Origin of the sequence: Gordonia sp. PvP123 (genome assembly GCF_040547295.1) — a bacterium.
GTDB lineage: Bacteria > Actinomycetota > Actinomycetes > Mycobacteriales > Mycobacteriaceae > Gordonia > Gordonia terrae.
Window position 1 is genome coordinate 147,365 of the sequence record NZ_JBEPPN010000007.1, and the last position, 19,148, is coordinate 166,512.

Genomic DNA, 19,148 nt, shown 5'->3' on the forward strand with positions numbered 1-19,148 from the left:
GGTTCGTCACGCCTCGACGGATGACGGACCGCCCGCCTGAACGGTCGCGGAGATGCTGCTCGAGCGGACGATCAGTTCGGGCTCGAGCACGATCGACTCGGGTGTCCGGCCGCCGATGACCTCGAGCAGCAAGCCGACAGCGCGCCTGCCCATTTCGTGCATCGGTGATCGAATCGTGGTCAGCGGGACGGCACCGCCCGCGGCGATCGGCGTGTCGTTGTAACCGACGAGGGCGACGTCGTCGGGTACGCGAATCCCACGATCGCGCAGAGCTCCGAACGCTCCGATCGCGGCGAAGTCGTTGGTCGCGAAAATGGCGTCGGGCACCGGGCCGGTCGCGAGCAGCTGCTCGACGGCGGCCCGACCGCCGGCCGGATCGAAGCCCGAATAGACGATACGGTCGTCCGGGATCTCGACGCCGTGCTCGGCGAACGTGGTCACGATGCCGTTGGTCCGGTCACGAGCGGTGGAGGCGAACTCCCAGCCGGCGAGTACCGCGACATCTCGTCGTCCCGTGTCGAGCAGGTGCGAACCGACCAGTCGTCCGCCCTTCACATCATCGACGGTCGCCGAGGGATAGTCCCCCGCCGTTCGGGATACGAGCGCGAATTTGATTCCCTGCGAATGGATCTCGTCCAGGAAGCGGTGGTCGAGGTGGGCGTCCCCGTAGATCAGGCCGTCGACCCGCCGGTCGATCATCATTCGAGTACGTGCCCGTTGGTTGTCCGGCTTGTCCAGCGAGTTGGTGACGAATGTCGACAGACCCGACTCGTAGGCCGCCTCTTCTATCCCCTCGTAGATGGTCGCGAGCACATAGTCCTGTAGTCGAGGGACGAGCACCCCGATCAATCCCGAGCGCCGTGTGCGCAGACTCGATGCCTGGGGATTCGGCGAGTAGTCGTGCTCGGCCGCAAACGCGCGGATCCGGGCGACCGTGTCAGACGAACCCCAGCGGAGCGCGGCGTCACCGGGCGTATTGAGCACTCGCGACACGGTCGACGGGCTGACCCCGAGCTCCGTGGCGATCATGCGGAGCGTCAGCGGTCCCCGCGCCGGCCCCTCTCCTGTCTTCCTCAACCCGGCCCTCTCTCGTCGGTGGCCCACAGCGTACCCAACCCGGTCTGTTACGTCGTGATTTACCCAAACGTTTGACGGAAGTTACACAAACGATTGCGCCAAACGTTTGTCGTGTGTTTCACTTCACGTCATGCACGTCACAGTCAGCTCCATCGCCGCAGGTTTCCGGGGCTTCACGCCGTCGCGGGACCGTCGCCGATGACCCGGATCGCAGTCATCGCGACGGGCGGCACCATCGCGTCCGAGGCGACCGACGCCGGGGTCGTGGCCACCCAGACCGCCGCGCGGCTGGTCGAGCGCGCCGGCCTCGACGACGTCGAGGTCGAGACCATCGATCTGATGACGGTCGGGTCCTATCGGCTCACGCACGGACACCTGCGGCAGATCAGTGACGCGGTGGGCGCACTTCTCGCCCGGCCCACGGAACCCGTCGACGGCGTGGTCATCACGCACGGGACCGACACGATGGAGGAAACCGCGATCCTCCTCGACCTCGTCCACGACGATCCCCGTCCCGTCGTCCTGACGGGAGCCCAGCGGGCCGGCGACACCGCCGACGGTGACGGTCCGGGCAATCTCACCGACGCCGTCCGAGTCGCCGCGGCGCATGCCGCCCGCGACCGTGGCGTCATGATCGTCTTCGCCGGGCAGATCATCCCCGCCCGCGGGGCACGCAAGATCCACACGATCGCACTCGACGCCTTCCGCTCCGTCGTCTCTCCCCCGTCGGGCTCAGTGACGAACGAGCAGGTCTGCTTCGGTCCCACGGCACCGCGACCCGACCCGCTGCCACGCCCGGGCCCCGAATTCGACGACACCCGTGTCGATCTCGTCGACGTCTATCCCGGCGCGGACGACGCACTGCTACGCGCGGCCGCGAACTGCGGCGCCGCCGGAATCGTGCTGGCGGGCACCGGCATCGGCAACGGGAATCCCGCCATCGTCGACGCCGCGACCGATCTCGTCGACGACGGCCTCGCTCTCATCTTGTCCACCCGGGTACCGGCCGGACCTGTCCGCGGCGTCTACGGCAACGGCGGCGGCGCCGACCTGGTCGCCGCCGGAGTCCCACCTGTCTCCGGACTACCCGCCACCCAGGCGCGAATTCTGTTGGCGCTGTTGCTGTCCACTGGTCTCGCCCGGGAGCAGCCGCTGGCAGAGCTGATCTCGACCTATGCCGACCTGACTCCGTCCGGCACCCCTGGGGCAACCCGGGAGTCATCCGGACCCGGAGCCGGGGACGACACAAAACTCCACACCACCGATCGCCACAACCAAGGAGGACTGAACAAATGACCAAGGAAATCTTCGTAGCCTTCGGAATCGACGTCGACGCGGTCGGCGGCTGGCTGGGCTCCTATGGCGGCGAGAACTCGCCCGGGGACATCTCGCGCGGTGTGTTCGCCGGCGAGGTCGGAGTCCCCCGTCTCAACAATCTGCTCGCGAAATACGACCTCCCGGCGACCTGGTTCTGGCCGGGCCACTCCGTCGAGACGTTCCCCGAACAGTTCGATCAGGTCGTCGCCGCGGGACACGAGATCGGTCTGCACGGATACAGCCACGAGAACCCGATCGCGATGACACGTGAGCAGGAATCGGAGATCCTCGATCACTGCATCGATCTGATCAGCACTAGGACCGGCAAGCGACCCACCGGATATGTCGCGCCGTGGTGGGAGTTCAGCAAGGTCACCAACGAGCTTCTCGTCGAGCGCGGAATCACCTACGACCACTCGCTGATGCACCGTGACTTCGAGCCGTACTACGTCCGCGTCGGTGACTCATGGACGCCGATCGACTATGACAAGCCGGCCGCGGAATGGATGAAACCGCTTGTCCGCGGCGAGGAGACCGACCTCGTCGAGATCCCGGCCAGCTGGTACCTCGACGATCTGCCGCCGATGATGTTCATCAAGGGCAGCCCGAACAGCCACGGCTTCGTGAATCCGCGGCACATCGAAGAGATGTGGCGCGACCAGTTCGACTGGGTCTACCGCGAAAGCGATTACGCGGTCTTCACCTTCACCATCCACCCGGACGTCTCCGGCCGTCCGCAGGTACTGCTCATGCTCGAGCGACTGATCGAGCACATCAACTCGCACGACGGCGTCCGCTGGGCGAACTTCGACACCATCGCCGAGGACTTCAAGAAGCGGTCGCCGCGTCACTGACGCCTGTTCGCCACCTCCAACGCTTTCCCATCGCCGACCCGATCACGAGCCGGCGAGCCCGCCAATCCCACTGAGCAAGAGAGCACAACCATGTCTCGACCCACCACCCCCACCCCGGGGTTGCGGCGTGTCACCGGCAAGGAGACCCGCCGCGCATCCGGAATCGCGTTCTTCGCCTGGACGATCGCGGTGTACGACTTCATCCTGTTCGGCACGCTGCTTCCGCGGATCGAGGAGTCGTTCGGCTGGACCACCAGTCATGCGCTCCTGGTCTCCACCCTCGTCAGCGTCGGCACCGCCATCGTGGTCCTCCTCGTGGGCCCCATGGTGGACAAGCTCGGTCGCCGTAAGGGAATGATCATCTCGGTAGGCGGCACGGCCGCGTCGTCGGCGGCCACTGCCGCGACCTTCGGCGCGACCTCGCTGATCGGAGTCCGCGCGATCAGCGGTCTGGGACTCGCCGAACAGTCGGTCAACGCCACATACCTCAACGAGCTCTACGAGCTGACCGAGGACGAGAAGATCAAGAAGCGCCGGGGTTTCGTCTACTCGATGGTCCAGACCGGCTGGCCGGCCGGCGCACTGCTCGCGGCCGGGTTCGTCGCCATCGTGACGGCGATCTTCGGCGCTGACTCCTGGCGGATCGCGTTCCTGCTGGCGACCATCCCGGCGGTCATCGTCGCTCTGGTGTGCCGCACCCTCAAGGAAAGCCCCCAGTTCGAGGCGCAACACGCCGTCAAGCAGCTCCGCAAGGCCGGAAAGCACGACGAGGCAGCAGCACTGGCCGCCGCGACCGCGACGGTCGAGCAGACCTCGGCCCCCTTCAAGCGGATCTTCACCGGCAAGCATCTGCGCAACACCGTCGTGTTGTCCCTGGCCTGGTTGCTCAACTGGTTCGCCATCCAGACCTTCTCGGTCCTCGGCACCACGGTGCTGGAGAAGGGCAAGGGAATCGACGCCTCGAGCACTCTGATCCTCGTGGTCCTGTCCAACCTCGTCGCGGTCGCGGGCTACCTCGCCCACGGGTGGGCGGGCGACCGTTTCGGCCGCCGCAACACCATTGCCGTGGGCTGGTTGCTCTCGGGTCTGTTCTTCGGCGCGATGCTGCTCGGACCGTCGGATCAGATCTTCGTGCTCGTGACCTACATGATGGGCTTGTTCTTCCTCCTCGGCCCGTACGCCGCGATCATGTTCTTCCAGGCCGAGTGCTTCGACACCGATTGCCGCGCAACCGGTAGCGCGTTCATCGGCGCCATGTCGCAACCGGGTGCGATCATCTCGGGCTTCATCCTCACCGGCCTCACCGCCGCCTCGATCGGCTACTCGACGGCCGCCCTCTGGGTCGGCGCCCTGGGAGCCATCGCATCGGCCGTGATCGTGCTCGGTGCGCGCAAGGTTGCCGACACCCCGCCGTCGGCGGGCGTCCCCGCGGGTCCCACGACGACGGCGGGAGCCCAGGCATGAGCGATCCGAGTGTCGCGATGATCACCGGCGCCGCATCGGGTATCGGCGCGGCCACGGCCGTGTGCCTCGCCGAACGCGGTGTGCGCGTGGGAATCGGAACCTTCCCGGGCGATCCGCACGACCCCGAATCAACCCTCCGGGACGTGCACGACGCCGGCGGCGAGGGGCGGATCGTCGAAGTGGATGTGCGTTCCACCGAGTCGGTGGATGCCTTCGCCGACGAACTCGTATCCGCCTGGGGCCGTGTCGACATCGCGGTGGCCAACGCGGGCATCCTGCGGGAGGCGTCGTTCGATTCGATCACCGACGACCAGTGGCACGACATGATGGATGTCGACCTGCACGGTGTCATGCGCACGGCGCGGGCCGGCCTGCGCCACATGGGCGACGGCGGCTCGGTGACGGTGATCTCGTCGATCGCGGGCGGCATCTACGGCTGGCAGAACCACGCCCACTATGCGACCGCCAAAGCCGGGGTCGTCGGTCTGGCACGAAGTCTCGCCGTCGAGTACGGGCCCCGGGGCATCCGCGCCAACGCCATCATCCCCGGCCTCATCCGTACCCCGCAGTCCAGCGATGCGGTCAACTCACTCGGACCGGAAGGGCTCGACCGCGCGGGCGACTACATCCCGTGGGGCCGAGTCGGACACCCCCGCGAGGTCGCCGAGGTCATCGCCTTCCTGTCGAGTCCTCAGGCGTCTTATGTCAGCGGTCAGGCGATCGTCGTCGACGGCGCCCTGACCACCGCCATGCGTGACTGAATGCACCATCCCGGAGAGGATCTGACATGACCGGACTGTTGGACGGACGACGGGCGCTGGTGACCGGCGCTGCGTCGGGTATCGGACGCGCGATCGCCGCGGCCTACGTCGCCGAGGGCGCCGTGGTGACACTGGCCGATCGCGATACACGGGTCGAGGAGGTGGCGGACGAGGTCGGCGCGCGCCGCGGTGTCGTCCTCGACGCGACGATCGAAGCCGAGGTCGACGGGCTGGTGAACCAGATCGTCGACGACGACGGTGGACTCGACATCCTCGTGTGCTCGCACGGCATCCTCACCCAGTCACCCACCGTGGACATGCCGACCGAGCTGTGGCGCGAGACCGTCGACATCGACCTCACGAGCGTCTTTCTGCTCAATCGTGCGGCGCTGCGGCCGATGCTGGCGCAGGGCAGCGGCCGCATCGTCAACGTGGCCTCTCAGTTGGCCATCAAAGGCGGTGTCTCACTGGCCCATTACGCCGCGGCGAAGGCGGGTGTGATCGCGATGTCGAAGTCGATCGCGCTCGAGACGGCCGCCCAGGGCGTCCTGGTGAACGCGATCGCACCCGGACCGATCGACACGCCGATGGTCGACGTCATCGACGACGAGTGGAAGCGCAGCAAGCGCGCGGAGCTGCCGCTGGGCCGATTCGGACGACCCGAGGAGATCGCCCCGGTGGCCGTCCTTCTCGCGTCCGACCCCGGTGGCAACCTGTTCGTCGGTCAGGTCCTCGGCCCCAACTCCGGCGACGTGATGCCCTGATGTGTGGGGGTTGCGCAGGAGCACCACCGGACTGGGCCGCCGAGTTCGTGAGCGGTCCGCGCCGACGCGCCGAGGTGGCGCGCCGGATGTCGGAGGTGCTGCGCCGGCACACGGTGCGCGCGATCCCGTCGGGGTGGGTCGTCGCCACCCTCACCGGATCGGCAGTCGTGTGCCGGACCTACGACGAACTCGTGGGAGCCGTCGCGGAACGTTCCGGGCTCGGCATCGCCTCCGTGCGGGAACAGGGCCTGCCGGCACACGCAGTGTGACAGAACGCTTCCGCCGCGCCGACCGGCAGGTCGTCCGGTCTCGCGGTACGTCCGCGAGGTCTCCGGCGGTCGAGAAGTGGCTCGCAGCGGTGACGTGACCCGTCCAGCCACACCCACCCTTTTTCGGCATTTCCTCCCCCCTCGACCCCGGTGGGTTCACCGAAAAGGGGTGGGTGTGCGGAAACGCAAGCGGGCCCGCACCCTTCGGTGCGGGCCCGCTTGTGGTTGTGACTCAGGCGGTCTCGGTGATCGGGCGATCGACCCAGCTCATGAGATCGCGCAGCTTCTTGCCGGTGACCTCGATCGGGTGCTCGGCGTTCGCCTTGCGCAGACCCTCGAGTTCCTTGTTGCCACCCTCGACGTTGGCGACGAGGCGCTTGACGAAGGTGCCGTCCTGGATGTCGGTGAGGATGGCGCGCATGCGCTCCTTGGTGTCGGCATCGATGACCCGCGGGCCCGACACGTAGCCACCGAACTCAGCGGTGTCGGACACCGAGTAGTTCATCCGCGCGATGCCACCCTCGTACATGAGGTCGACGATCAGCTTGAGCTCGTGCAGCACCTCGAAGTAGGCCATCTCGGGGGCGTAACCCGCCTCCACCATGACCTCGAAGCCGGTCTTGACCAGTTCCTCGGTACCGCCGCACAGCACGGCCTGCTCACCGAAGAGGTCGGTCTCGGTCTCTTCCTTGAAGGTGGTCTTGATGATGCCGGCACGGCCACCGCCGATGGCGCTGGCGTAGCTGAGCGCGAGCGCCTGGCCCTCACCCTTGGGGTCCTGGTGGACGGCGATGAGCGCGGGAACGCCCTTGCCGTCGACGAACTGACGGCGCACGAGGTGGCCGGGGCCCTTCGGGGCGACCATCGCGACGGTCACGTTCTCCGGCGCCTTGATCAGACCGAAGTGGATGTTGAGACCGTGGCCGAAGAACAGCGCGTTGCCGTCCTGCAGGTTCGGCTCGATGTCCTCGGTGAAGATCTTCGCCTGCGAGGTGTCGGGTGCCAGCACCATGATGACGTCGGCCCATGCGGCGGCCTCGGACGCGGTCAGCACCTTGAGGCCCTGCTCCTCGGCCTTCGCCTTCGACTTCGAGCCCTCGCGCAGACCGATCACGACGTCGACGCCGGAATCGCGCAGCGACAGCGAATGCGCATGGCCCTGGCTGCCGTAGCCGATCACCGCGACCTTGCGACCCTGGATGATCGACAGATCTGCGTCGTCGTCGTAGAACAGTTCGATGGCCACTATGTTTCCCTTCGATATGTGGTGACCCCGGCGAACTCTCCGAACGCCCGGGCTTCGTAATTCTCTTGTCGCTGCCGTCCGCGCTCAGTGGCGCACGGCGACAACGGGATTCCCTGTCAGCGGTTGGCCGACATGCTCTTCGGTCCCCGACCGAGGGTCACCGCGCCGGATTGCGCGATCTCCCGGATTCCATACGGATCGAGCATCCGCAGAAGTGCTTCGAGTTTCTCCGACGTACCTGTCGCCTCGATCGTGAGCGACTCGGGCGAGACGTCGATGACCTTGGCGCGGAACAGGTTCACCACCTCGATGACCTCGGTGCGCACGGTGGAGTCCGAGCGGACCTTGACCATCATCAGCTCGCGCGACACCGAGCTCCCCGGGTCCTGCTCGACGATCTTGATCACGTTGATCAGCTTGTTGAGCTGCTTGGTGACCTGCTCGAGCGGGAAGTCCTCGACGGAGACCATGATCGTCATCCGCGAGATGCCCTTGAGCTCGGTGGGGCCGACGGCCAGCGACTCGATGTTGAAGCCACGTCGTGAGAACAGCGCGGAGATGCGCGCCAGGACGCCCGGACGGTCTTCGACCAGGACGCTGAGGGTATGGGTGGTGCTCACTGCTCGTCCTTCTCGGTTGCGCGGTCGGCCGGTGCGTTCTCGACCGTCTGATGGCCGTCCATCGTCTGGTGGATCTCCACCGGACCCGACGCCGACTCGTCGTCGTCGAACAGCGGCCGGATGTCGCGGGCGGCCATGATCTCGTCGTTGCCGGTGCCCGCGGCGACCATCGGCCACACCTGGGCGTCCTTGCCGACGATGAAGTCGATGACCACCGGGCGGTCGTTGATCTCCCGCGCCTTCGCGATCACCTCGTCGACGTCTTCTTCGCGTTCGACGCGGAAGGCCACACAGCCCAGCGCCTCGGAGAGCTTGACGAAGTCCGGGATCATCCGCGAGTGGGTCGACAGGTCGGTGTTCGAGTACCGCTCCTCGTAGAACAGCGTCTGCCACTGACGAACCATGCCCAGGTTGCCGTTGTTGATCAGCGCCACCTTGATCGGGATGCCCTCGATCGCGCAGGTGGCGAGTTCCTGGTTGGTCATCTGGAAACAACCGTCACCGTCGATCGCCCACACCTCGGCGTCGGGATCGGCGGCCTTGGCGCCCATGGCGGCGGGCACCGCGTAGCCCATGGTGCCGAGACCACCGGAGTTGAGCCAGGTGCGCGGCTTCTCGTAGGAGATGAACTGCGCGGCCCACATCTGGTGCTGGCCGACGCCCGCGCAGTACACCGCGTCCGGGCCGGCAGCCTTGCCGAGGGCCTGGATGACGAACTCCGGAGACATCGAACCGTCGGTCTGCCGGTCGTAGCTCAGAGGATAGGTCCGGCGCAGGTTGTCCAGGTAGGACCACCACTGCGAGATGTCGGGAGTCGAGCCGCTGGTCGCGCGCTCGTCGCGCAGGGCTTCGGTGAGCTCGGCGATGACCGCCTTGCAGTCACCGACGATCGGCACGTCGACCGGTCGGTTCTTGCCGATCTCGGCAGGATCGATGTCGGCGTGGATGACCTTCGCGTTCGGTGCGAACGACGACAGCTGCCCGGTGACCCGGTCGTCGAAGCGCGCACCGAGGGTGATCAGCAGGTCGCTGCGCTGCAGACCCGCGACCGCCGCCACCGTGCCGTGCATACCCGGCATACCCAGGTGCAGCTGGTGGCTGTCCGGGAACACGCCGCGCGCCATCAGGGTCGTGACCACGGGGATGCCGGTGAGTTCGGCCAGTTCCAGCAGTTCCGCAGCCGCGTTCGCCTTGATGACGCCGCCGCCGACATAGAGCACCGGGGACTTCGCGGCGTTGATGAGGCGGGCCGCCTCGCGAACCTGCTTGCCGTGCGGCTTGGTGACCGGCCGGTAGCCGGGCAGGTCGATCTGCGGCGGCCACGAGAAGGTGGTCTGCGCCTGCAGGATGTCCTTCGGGATGTCGACGAGAACCGCGCCCGGACGGCCACTCTCGGCGATGTGGAACGCCTCCGCGATCGTCTTCGGGATGTCGATGGCCCGGCTGACCAGGAAGTTGTGCTTGGTGACGGGCATCGTGATGCCCGAGATGTCGGCTTCCTGGAATGCATCGGTGCCGATGAGCGCCCGCCCGACCTGACCGGTGATCGCGACGACGGGCACGGAATCCATCTGTGCATCGGCCAGCGGTGTCACCAGGTTGGTGGCACCGGGACCCGACGTCGCCATCATGACGCCGGCGCGACCGGCGACCTGGGCGTATCCGGTCGCGGCGTGGCCGGCACCCTGCTCGTGACGGACGAGAACGTGACGGACCTTCTGAGAATCCAGGAGCGGATCGTAGACCGGCAGGACCGCGCCGCCGGGAATGCCGAAGACGACCTCGACACCGAGTTCCTCGAGGGAACGAACCACGGACTGGGCGCCGCTGACACGCTCGGGCGCAACAGTGTGCTGGGTTACCGCACGGAGGTTGCCCGCCGCCGGAGACTGCTGCCGCAATCCTGCGTTACGCGTCGGCTCATTTCGGCCCGCGTCGGTGCGTGCTGTTGGTGCGCTCACTGCACGATCCTCATCTTGGTTGTGGAATCCGATATCCGTGATGGAAGTACCTGGCATGAAAAAACCCCCGACAGCTTCCGCTGTTCGAGGGTGGCGCGTCGATGCCGGTTGGGGGTCTGCGAGGTGACCGGTCAGGCGAAGACGCGCCAGCCGATTACTACGAGGATCCCGTTCTGCATCACGCGTTCACGGTAGGACTGTGTTCGGTTCAGAGTCAAACTCCGGACCAATGCGTCCCACTATCTGGGAAATCACTGGTCGAACCGGGCGCGATCGCACCGCGCTTCTCATATGGCGCGACGAACCCGTCGGTAGGGAGGCACGGGGCCGGTTGGCACAATGGACGGGTGCCGACTGATTCCACCGACCCCGTAGACCCGAAGACCAGCACGACCTCTGCCGCCGACGACGTGACATTCGACTACCCGGTGACGTTCCGCATCAACCGGATCGCGTACTTCACGGTCCCGATGGTCGCCCTGGTGGTCGTGCTGCTGGTCGGCGCCTCCCCGTGGTTCGCCATCGCCCTGGTCATCCCCGTCGTGCTGTGGTTGTGGATCCACCGACTGCGGACCGTCGTCACCGAGGACGGCCTGCGCGCCGTCCGGATGTTCTCCACCACCGAGATCGCCTGGTCGGAAGTCGCGGGACTGCAGTTCCCGAAGTGGAGCTCGGTCCGCGCGGTGCTGACCGACGGCAGTCGGGTCCGATTGCCCGCCATCGGTTTCCGCGATCTCCCGGCGTTGTCGATCGTCAGCGGCGGCCGCATCCCGGACCCCTTCGAGGCGGCCCGTTCCGCCGAGTGATCGTCTGCCCGTGATTCCTGGCACGGATCAGGCTCCCCTCGGTCTCATCAACGCCCCGCAGGCGGCGATAGAGTGCGGCCGTGGAGAACACCCGAACACTCGACGCCGGTGAACTCGACGAACTGATCTCGGCAGGTGGCCTCGCAGAGGTCGGGACGACGCTGTCCACGTTGCCTGCGGGCGACATCGCCGCCCTGCTCGACCGCCTCCCCCACAAGTCCCGCGGGGTCGCGTTCCGGTTGCTGGCCAAGGACCTCGCGGTGGAGGTGTTCGACGATCTGTCGGCCGGCTCGCAGCGCCGCCTCATCGACGACCTCGGCACCGCGGAGGTGGCCGCCGCGTTCGACCACCTCGACCCCGACGACCGCGCCGAGCTGCTCGACGAGTTGCCCGCGGGAGTCGCGAAGTCGCTGATCCAGCAACTCACCCCGGCCGAGCGCGACATGACGGCGGTGGTCCTCGGCTACCCGCGAGGTTCGGTGGGGCGTCGGATGAGTCCCGAGTTCGTCCACGCGCGCGAGGACGAACCGGCCGGCGACGCACTGGCCCGCGTGCGCGAACGCGGACACGCCGCGGAGACGATCTACACCGTGCCCGTCCTCGACGGCGCGCGCTCGCTGTGCGGTGTGGTCAGCCTGCGCGACCTCCTCCTCGCCGACCCGGCGGACACCGTCCGCGACCTGATGAACAAGCCGATGTTCGCCCATGCCGAGGACGACGCCGAGACCACCGCGCAGCGGTGTGTGGACCGCGGGATCCTCGCGATGCCCGTCGTCGACAACGACAGCCGACTGGTCGGCGTCCTGACGATCGACGATGCCGTCGAGGTCGTCGAGCAGGCCCGCGACACCGACGAGGCCCGCGCCGGCGCGCGCGAACCGCTCCGCGAGCCCTATCTGCTGTCCTCCATCGTGTCGATCACGCGCGCCCGGATCGTGTGGCTGTTCGTCCTCGCGGTGTCGGCGATTCTCACCGTCAACGTGCTGGAGATCTTCGAGGGCACCCTCGAGCAGCGGGTCGCACTGGCACTGTTCATCCCGCTGCTCACCGGGATCGGCGGCAACACCGGTTCGCAGGCGGCGACGACCGTGACCCGCGCGCTCGCCACCGACGAGGTCGCCCCGCGCGACGTCGCCCGCGTCGCCGCCAAGGAGGTCCGGGTCGGGCTGACCATGGGGGCTCTGCTCGGCCTCGCCGGGTTCACCGTCGCCGCACTCGTCTACGGCCTCGACATCGGCGTGGTCATCGGGTTGACGATCCTGTCGGTGTGCACGCTGGCCGCGACCGTGGGCGGCGTGATGCCGTTGATCGCGAAGTCCATCCGTGTCGACCCCGCGGTGTTCTCCACACCGTTCATCTCGACGTTCTGCGACGCCACCGGCCTCCTCGTCTACTTCTCGATCGCCAAGGCGGTGCTGGGGATCTGACCCCGCACCGGCGAGGGCGCCCCCGAGACGCCGAATCGTTTTGTTACCCCTCGTCACAGCGGAGTAGCCTGGCTTCTCGGCGCTCCCCCACGCCCACCCTCAGCGAGGCGGCGCCCGTCAACACAGCCGCGCCCGGCCACAGCCCGTGGGAAACAACCCCGGGGTCGCGGTGTTGAGCCGAAGAGTCCGGCGCCGGTCAGTCACTGCACGGCCGATCGCGCCGGGCCCGCCCGAGCCACACGATCGATTCGAGGAACCCATGCCTGCTCTGAGGTCACGCACCACCACCGTCGGCCGCGAAGCCGCCGGCGCCCGCTCCCTGTGGCGCGCCACCGGGATGACCGACGACGATTTCGGCAAGCCGATCGTGGCGATCGCCAACTCCTACACCCAGTTCGTGCCGGGACACGTGCATCTGAAGAACGTCGGCGACATCGTGGCCGAGGCGGTGCGAGCCGCCGGAGGCGTGCCGCGCGAGTTCCACACCATCGCCGTCGACGACGGCATCGCGATGGGTCACGGCGGCATGCTCTACTCGCTGCCGAGTCGCGAGATCATCGCCGACTCCGTCGAATACATGGTCAACGCCCACACCGCGGACGCACTGGTGTGTATCTCGAACTGCGACAAGATCACTCCGGGCATGCTCAATGCCGCGATGCGCCTGAACATCCCGACGGTGTTCGTCTCCGGCGGACCGATGGAGGCCGGAAAGGCCGTCGTCGTCGGCGATGTCGCACACCCGTCGTCGGATCTGATCACCACCATCTCCGCGTCGGCCAACAGCGAGGTCGACGATGCGGGTCTGAGTGAGGTCGAGGCGGCTGCGTGCCCCACCTGCGGTTCGTGTTCGGGCATGTTCACCGCCAACTCGATGAACTGCCTCACCGAAGCTCTCGGGCTCGCCCTGCCCGGCAACGGTTCGACGCTGGCCACCCACGAAGCGCGCCGCGCCCTGTTCACCAGGGCCGGCGAGGTCGTCGTCGACGCGGCGACCCGCTGGTACCGCGACGACGACGCGTCGGTGCTCCCGCGGAACATCGCCACGCCGACCGCATTCCGCAACGCGATGGCCCTCGACGTCGCGATGGGCGGCTCGACCAACACCGTGCTGCACATCCTCGCCGCGGCGCAGGAGGGTGAGGTCGCCGACTTCGACCTCTCGGTCATCGACGAGATCAGCCGCAATGTGCCGTGCCTGTCGAAGGTCTCCCCCAACTCCGACTATCACATGGAGGACGTCCACCGGGCGGGCGGAATCCCGGCCATCCTCGGCGAACTGCGCCGCGCCGGTCTGCTCGACGACACCACGTCGACCGTCCACACCGCCACCATGGCCCAGGCCCTCGACGACTGGGACATCCGCGGCGGCAAGGCCATCGACGAGGCCGTCGAACTGTTCCACGCCGCACCCGGCGGTGTTCGCACCACCACCCCGTTCTCGACCGCGAACCGGTGGAGTTCGCTCGACACCGACGCCGCGGGCGGCTGCATCCGCGACCTGGAGCACGCGTACACCGTCGAGGGCGGTCTGTGCGTGCTCCGCGGAAACCTCGCCCCGGACGGGGCGGTCCTGAAGACCGCGGGCATCGACGAGGATCTGTGGCACTTCGAGGGCCCGGCCCGCGTCGTCGAGAGCCAGGAGGACGCCGTCCAGGTCATCCTGTCCAAGACCATTCAGGCCGGCGAGGTCCTCGTGGTCCGGTACGAGGGTCCCGCAGGCGGGCCCGGCATGCAGGAAATGCTTCACCCGACCGCCTTCATGAAGGGCACCGGGATGGGCAAGAAGTGCGCCCTCATCACCGACGGCCGGTTCTCCGGTGGATCGTCGGGTCTGTCGGTCGGTCACATGTCTCCCGAAGCCGCGTCGGGTGGTGCCATCGGACTCGTCGAGGACGGCGACCCGATCCTGATCGATGTGAAGACCCGTCGTCTCGAGGTCCTCGTCGACGACGACGTGCTCGCCGAGCGCCGCGCCAAGATGGAGGCCTCCAAGCGTCCCTGGCAGCCGAAGGACCGTGAGCGCACGGTCACGACTGCGCTGCGCGCCTACGCCAAGCTGGCGACGTCGGCGGACCGCGGCGCGGTGCGTCAGGTCGACTGACCGCCACTCGAAACCCAGAGTGCGGGGTACGTATCGGATTCCGATACGTACCCCGCACTCTTGTGTGTCAGACGAGTGGGTTGCTGCCGTTCGCGAGAACCCAGACCGCTACGGCGGCGGCCGCGCCGACGATGAGCCACAAGAACGACCCGACAAACGGCCGTCGCGCCCAACCGCGGGGGTAGTCGAGCGAGTACAGCCCCGGGCCGGTGAGGATGACGACCGCCGCGGCCACCGCCAGGAACAGTTCGAACTCGACTCCGCCGGCTGCGGCGAAGAACGTGAACCCGCCTGCCATCGACATCTTGAAGGCCGCCGCGACGAGCATCGTGCCGAGGATCGCCGACGCCCCGATCGGCGTCAACAGGCCCAGGATCACCATCAGACCGCCGATCGTCTCCGACAGGGCGCCGACGATCGCGAGGACCTGCGCGTAGTCGGCGCTGAACCCGGCGTCGACGAGCATGGACTCGAATCCGCTGAGGCGCGGACCGTTCCACAGTCCGAACAGCTTCTGCAGCCCGTGCGCGCCGACGAGGCCGCCGAGCGCGATGCGCAGTACCAGCAGACCCAGATCGATCGTGCCGCGGCGCGACTTCGCGAGCGCGTCCTCGAGATCGTCGTCGGCCGGACTGTCACGACGGACGACGGTGTCGTCGTCGGTTCGTCGCCGGCCGAACCGGCGGCGGCCCCGCGGCTCGTCGTCGAGCACCTCGGTGTCCGTCGACTCGCCGCGGGCCCGGGCGCGGGACACGACATCGTCGTCGTCCTCGAGGAAGTCGTAGCGCGCGGTACCGACCGGCGGCAGCGCCGGCTCCGGCGTGGTGACCGCGTCGTCGGTGGGGCCGTCGATGGGCTGCGCGCGGGTGGGACCGGGATGCTTCGCGAACTGGACGGTCTCGAAATCGTCGTCCGCCGGCCCTGCCGCCCCGGCCGCCGGTGGGGCGGGGGGCGCGGTCTGCGCGGCGGGTCGGGGTGGCTCGGCGATGGGCCGCGACGTCGTCGGAGTACCCGCGGCGGCGGGACGCGTCTCCACGTCGCCGGGATCGAGGTCGTCGAGGTCGTCCACCCGGGAGTAGGGGGCCGGCGACCGCCGGGCGTGCCGGTTGTAGAAGTCGTCACGGTCGGTCACCGCGGGCGGTGTCGGCGGGCCGGGCTCGGGCCGCGCGGCCGCCGGTCCGGGTCCGACACCGGGCACTCCACTCCCGGTACCCGGGACCGGGATCTGTCCGGTCGGTTCGTCGTAGGGACTCGTCGCCGGTGTGTCGCGCTCGCTGGTGCCCGACGTGTCGCGTTCGCTCACACGCCCGACTCTAGAGGCTCGCACTCCGCCGTCACCGCACCCCGGCGGGGTGAGTCGGGGCACCACGCTCGGGCACCACGGCCCGGGGCACCACTACTGTGGATGCCATGTGGAAGGGGCGCCCGACGGGCACGCGCGGTGATGCCGGCCGGACGAGTTCACCCGCCTCGGCGGATCGACGGATACGGGTTCGGTGGCGCACCCTGCTGACGGTGCTGACCGTGGTGGTCGTCCTGGTCGGCGGCTGTGCGGATTTCACCGCACAGGACAACCAGCGCGAGGCGGGCGCGTTCAGCCCCAACAACCGGCCGAGCGGTCAGCCCGAGCCGACTCCGCCGCCGGAGACCCCCCGCGAGACCCAGCCGCCACCGACCGGTCCGTGCGTCGACCCCGACCCCGCGGTCATCGCCACCTGCCTCGCATCGACGGGCGGTGTGATGCCCGGTGACGAGCAGGGCGAGGTCACCGTCGTCGCCGAACGCACGACCGGGAAGATCATCACCACCAAGCGCTACGGTCCGGCCCGCACCCTGGGCGAGACGCCCGTCGATGCATCCGGGGACGGCGGTCTGATCGATTTCGCCTTCTCCCCCACCTACTCCCAGGACCGGCTGATCTACGCCTACATCACGACCCCGGCGGACAACCGCATCGTCCGTCTGGCGCCGGGTGACGTGCCCAAACCGATCCTGACCGGTATCCCCAAGGGAGCCACCGGGAACATGGGCGCGATGTACTTCCGGTCACCGACCGAACTCGTGGTCGCCACCGGCAACGCCGGGAATCCCGCGGCCGCCGACGATCCGTCCTCACTCGCCGGCAAGGTGCTGCTGGTCACGTCGTTCACCTCGGGGGCGAGCCCGCGGCCGGCGATCCTCGCCTCCGGGTTCGGGTCCACGGTGTCGCTGTGCCCCAACGCTTCCACCGGAACCGTCTACGTCGCCGACCAGACAGCCACCGAAGACCGCGTGCAGGTGCTCGAGGAAGGCGGACCCAAGGTGTTGTGGACATGGCCCGACCGGCCGCAGATCGCCGGCTGCGGTGTCGCGGCCGGCAGCATCTTCGTCTCGACGACGCGCACCCAGCGCATCGAGGCCATCAACGAGCCCACCCGCGAGGAGCCGACGATCACCGCGCCGGCCGTCGTGCTGGAACGCCGCTACGGCGCGCTCGGCCGGATGGCCGCGCTACCCAACGGATTGCTACAGGTGGCGACCGTCAACAAGGAGGTGGGTTCGGCGAAGCCCACCGACGACCGCGTGTTCCGCTTCCTGCCCGCCGGCGGTGGCAACGACCGGACGTGATGCCCGGTCAGGAACAGGCCGCGATGACCAGTTCCTTCACGCGCGCCGGGTCTGCCTGTCCGCGAGTGGCTTTCATGACGTCGCCGACGATCTTGCCGGCGGCCTGGACTTTTCCGCCGCGGATCTTCTCGGCGATGTCGGGGTTCGCGGCGAGTGCGTCGTCGACGGCCTTCTGGAGAGCCGAGTCGTCGCGCACCACTTCGAGACCGCGATCGGCGACGATCTGCGCGGGCTCACCCTCGCCGTCGAGGACGGCGGTCGCGACCTGTTGCGCGAGTTTGGTGGTGAGCTTGCCCTCGTCGACCAGCCCGATGATCTCGGCGACCTGGGCGGGTGTGATGGTCAGGTCGGCGAGTTCGACCCCGCGTGAGTTCGCCTGCTGCGCAAGGAAGGACACCCACCAGCCGCGCGCCGCCTCGGGTGCCGCCCCGGCGTCGACGGTGGCGATGATCAGATCGACCGCGCCGACGTTGACGAGGTCACGCATCACCTCGTCGGAGACTCCCCACTCCCCCTGGATGCGGGCCCGCCGCAGCCACGGCAATTCCGGCAGGGTTGCCCGGAGTTCCTCGATCCACGCCGAATCCGGCTGCACCGGCGGAAGATCGGGCTCCGGGAAGTAGCGGTAGTCCTCGGCGGTCTCCTTGCGGCGGCCGGCCGAGGTGGTGCCGTCGGTCTCGTGGAAGTGCCGCGTCTCCTGGACGATCTCGCCCCCGGCCTGGAGGATGGCCGCCTGGCGGCGCATCTCGTAGCGGACGGCCACCTCGACGCTCTTGAGCGAGTTGACGTTCTTGGTCTCGGTGCGCGTGCCGAACTCGGTGGCGTCCTTCGTCTTCAGCGACAGGTTGACGTCGCACCGCATCGACCCCTGGTCCATGCGCACATCGGAGACGTCGAGCGACTTGAGCAGGTCACGCAGTGCCGACACGTAGGCCCTGGCGACCTCGGGCGCACGTTCCCCGGCACCTTCGATGGGCCGCGTCACGATCTCGACGAGCGGCACGCCGGCGCGGTTGTAGTCGAGCAGCGAATGACTCGCACCGTGGATCCGGCCGGTGGCGCCGCCGATGTGGAGCGACTTGCCGGTGTCCTCCTCCATGTGCGCACGCTCGATCTCGACGCGCCAGGTGGTGCCATCGGTGAGCAGGACATCGAGGTAACCGTCGTAGGACGTGGGCTCGTCGTACTGCGAGATCTGGTAGTTCTTCGGCTGATCCGGGTAGAAGTAGTTCTTCCGCGCGAAGACACTCGACGGCCGGATGGAGCAGTTCAGTGCCAGGCCGATGCGGATCGCGGACTCGATCGCCTTGGCGTTGGCGACCGGGAGCGAGCCGGGCAGTCCGATGCACACCGGGCACACCTGGGTGTTGGGGTCGGCACCGAACTCGGTGGGGCACCCGCAGAACATCTTGGTCGCGGTGCCCAGCTCGACGTGCACCTCGAGGCCCATCACCGGATCGAATGCGGCGAGCACCTCGTCGTAGTCCAACAGGTCAGTCATGGCAGTCAGTTTATGCGGCGATATCCCAGGGGCACGTTCAGGGTGATCACCGATGCCGAGAACGTGCACCCGCTCGTAGCGTCGAAGACACCGGCGAACGACGTCGGGATACATGCCCACCCAGGAGGACGACATGACCACCCCACAACCCGCCTACAGCGGCCCGCGCCTGATGCGTTCGCGCACGAACTCGTGGCTGGGCGGTGTGTGCGGCGGCATCGCCGAACGCTGGGGCTGGGACCCGACACTCATCCGCGTTCTGTTCATCCTGTCGATGCTGCTGCCCGGGCCCCAGGTGCTGATCTACCTGGCTCTCTGGATCATCATCCCGCGCGAGCCCGCCGCGACGATCACCCCCGCCGCCTGAGGC

At 68.0% G+C, this 19,148-nt stretch carries 17 protein-coding genes; 11 read left to right on the forward strand and 6 right to left on the reverse strand.

Going from position 1 to position 19,148, the window contains the following annotated elements:
- Positions 1-6: 6 nt before the first annotated feature.
- Entirely contained in the window at positions 7-1,029 is a 1,023-nt protein-coding gene (locus tag ABIC25_RS15440; RefSeq protein ID WP_494337978.1) for a substrate-binding domain-containing protein, read from the reverse strand.
- Between the two features lie 246 nt (positions 1,030-1,275).
- Between ABIC25_RS15440 and ABIC25_RS15445 the strand changes: the two genes are divergently transcribed.
- The 6 genes from ABIC25_RS15445 (at position 1,276) to ABIC25_RS15470 (ending at position 6,506) form a co-directional block, all read left to right on the forward strand.
- A complete protein-coding gene (locus ABIC25_RS15445) occupies positions 1,276-2,373 on the forward strand; it encodes an asparaginase (protein ID WP_354562143.1) in 1,098 nt (365 codons plus the stop codon).
- Complete coding sequence (locus ABIC25_RS15450) at positions 2,370-3,248, forward strand: polysaccharide deacetylase family protein (protein ID WP_101819342.1); 879 nt, start codon at positions 2,370-2,372, stop codon at positions 3,246-3,248. The genes ABIC25_RS15445 and ABIC25_RS15450 overlap by 4 nt, the downstream gene beginning before the upstream one ends.
- Positions 3,249-3,338: 90 nt before the next feature.
- Positions 3,339-4,712 (forward strand): MFS transporter, encoded by a 1,374-nt coding sequence (locus ABIC25_RS15455; protein ID WP_239402522.1) that lies wholly within the window; start codon positions 3,339-3,341, stop codon positions 4,710-4,712.
- Complete coding sequence (locus ABIC25_RS15460) at positions 4,709-5,473, forward strand: SDR family NAD(P)-dependent oxidoreductase (protein ID WP_239402523.1); 765 nt, start codon at positions 4,709-4,711, stop codon at positions 5,471-5,473. The genes ABIC25_RS15455 and ABIC25_RS15460 overlap by 4 nt, the downstream gene beginning before the upstream one ends.
- A gap of 26 nt (positions 5,474-5,499) precedes the next feature.
- On the forward strand, positions 5,500-6,237 hold the full coding sequence (locus tag ABIC25_RS15465) for an SDR family NAD(P)-dependent oxidoreductase (RefSeq protein ID WP_354562145.1): 738 nt from the start codon (positions 5,500-5,502) through the stop codon (positions 6,235-6,237).
- A gap of 47 nt (positions 6,238-6,284) precedes the next feature.
- The gene (locus ABIC25_RS15470) at positions 6,285-6,506 is read left to right on the forward strand and encodes a hypothetical protein (RefSeq protein WP_239450610.1); all 222 of its coding nucleotides are present in this window, start codon (positions 6,285-6,287) and stop codon (positions 6,504-6,506) included.
- A gap of 232 nt (positions 6,507-6,738) precedes the next feature.
- On the opposite strand, the gene ilvC is transcribed toward ABIC25_RS15470, so the two are convergent.
- From ilvC to ABIC25_RS15485, 3 genes are all read right to left on the reverse strand, one after another.
- Positions 6,739-7,752 (reverse strand): ketol-acid reductoisomerase, encoded by a 1,014-nt coding sequence (ilvC, locus tag ABIC25_RS15475; RefSeq protein WP_101819335.1) that lies wholly within the window; start codon positions 7,750-7,752, stop codon positions 6,739-6,741.
- A gap of 116 nt (positions 7,753-7,868) precedes the next feature.
- A complete protein-coding gene (ilvN, locus tag ABIC25_RS15480; RefSeq protein WP_004019305.1) occupies positions 7,869-8,372 on the reverse strand; it encodes an acetolactate synthase small subunit in 504 nt (167 codons plus the stop codon).
- Positions 8,369-10,333 (reverse strand): acetolactate synthase large subunit, encoded by a 1,965-nt coding sequence (locus ABIC25_RS15485; RefSeq protein ID WP_004019304.1) that lies wholly within the window; start codon positions 10,331-10,333, stop codon positions 8,369-8,371. Before ABIC25_RS15485 ends, ilvN begins: the two co-directional genes overlap by 4 nt.
- A 347-nt stretch (positions 10,334-10,680) precedes the next feature.
- On the opposite strand from ABIC25_RS15485, the gene ABIC25_RS15490 reads away from it, so the two are divergent.
- The 3 genes from ABIC25_RS15490 (at position 10,681) to ilvD (ending at position 14,670) form a co-directional block, all read left to right on the forward strand.
- The gene (locus ABIC25_RS15490) at positions 10,681-11,139 is read left to right on the forward strand and encodes a PH domain-containing protein (protein ID WP_004019303.1); all 459 of its coding nucleotides are present in this window, start codon (positions 10,681-10,683) and stop codon (positions 11,137-11,139) included.
- Between the two features lie 80 nt (positions 11,140-11,219).
- Positions 11,220-12,566, forward strand: coding sequence for a magnesium transporter (gene mgtE / locus ABIC25_RS15495; RefSeq protein ID WP_354562147.1), 1,347 nt, complete (start codon positions 11,220-11,222; stop codon positions 12,564-12,566).
- 259 nt (positions 12,567-12,825) lie between these two features.
- Positions 12,826-14,670 (forward strand): dihydroxy-acid dehydratase, encoded by a 1,845-nt coding sequence (gene ilvD, locus ABIC25_RS15500; protein WP_354562148.1) that lies wholly within the window; start codon positions 12,826-12,828, stop codon positions 14,668-14,670.
- A 67-nt stretch (positions 14,671-14,737) separates the two neighbouring features.
- Here the strand turns inward: ilvD and ABIC25_RS15505 are convergent, their stop codons facing one another.
- Entirely contained in the window at positions 14,738-15,973 is a 1,236-nt protein-coding gene (locus ABIC25_RS15505; protein ID WP_239402530.1) for a DoxX family protein, read from the reverse strand.
- Between the two features lie 107 nt (positions 15,974-16,080).
- Between ABIC25_RS15505 and ABIC25_RS15510 the strand changes: the two genes are divergently transcribed.
- A complete protein-coding gene (locus ABIC25_RS15510; protein ID WP_239402531.1) occupies positions 16,081-17,277 on the forward strand; it encodes a PQQ-dependent sugar dehydrogenase in 1,197 nt (398 codons plus the stop codon).
- A gap of 7 nt (positions 17,278-17,284) precedes the next feature.
- Here the strand turns inward: ABIC25_RS15510 and gatB are convergent, their stop codons facing one another.
- Positions 17,285-18,778: an Asp-tRNA(Asn)/Glu-tRNA(Gln) amidotransferase subunit GatB gene (gene gatB / locus ABIC25_RS15515; protein WP_004019298.1), complete on the reverse strand. Its 1,494-nt coding sequence runs from the start codon at positions 18,776-18,778 to the stop codon at positions 17,285-17,287.
- A 133-nt stretch (positions 18,779-18,911) separates the two neighbouring features.
- Between gatB and ABIC25_RS15520 the strand changes: the two genes are divergently transcribed.
- Complete coding sequence (locus ABIC25_RS15520) at positions 18,912-19,145, forward strand: PspC domain-containing protein (RefSeq protein WP_033204042.1); 234 nt, start codon at positions 18,912-18,914, stop codon at positions 19,143-19,145.
- The last annotated feature ends 3 nt before the right edge of the window (positions 19,146-19,148 follow it).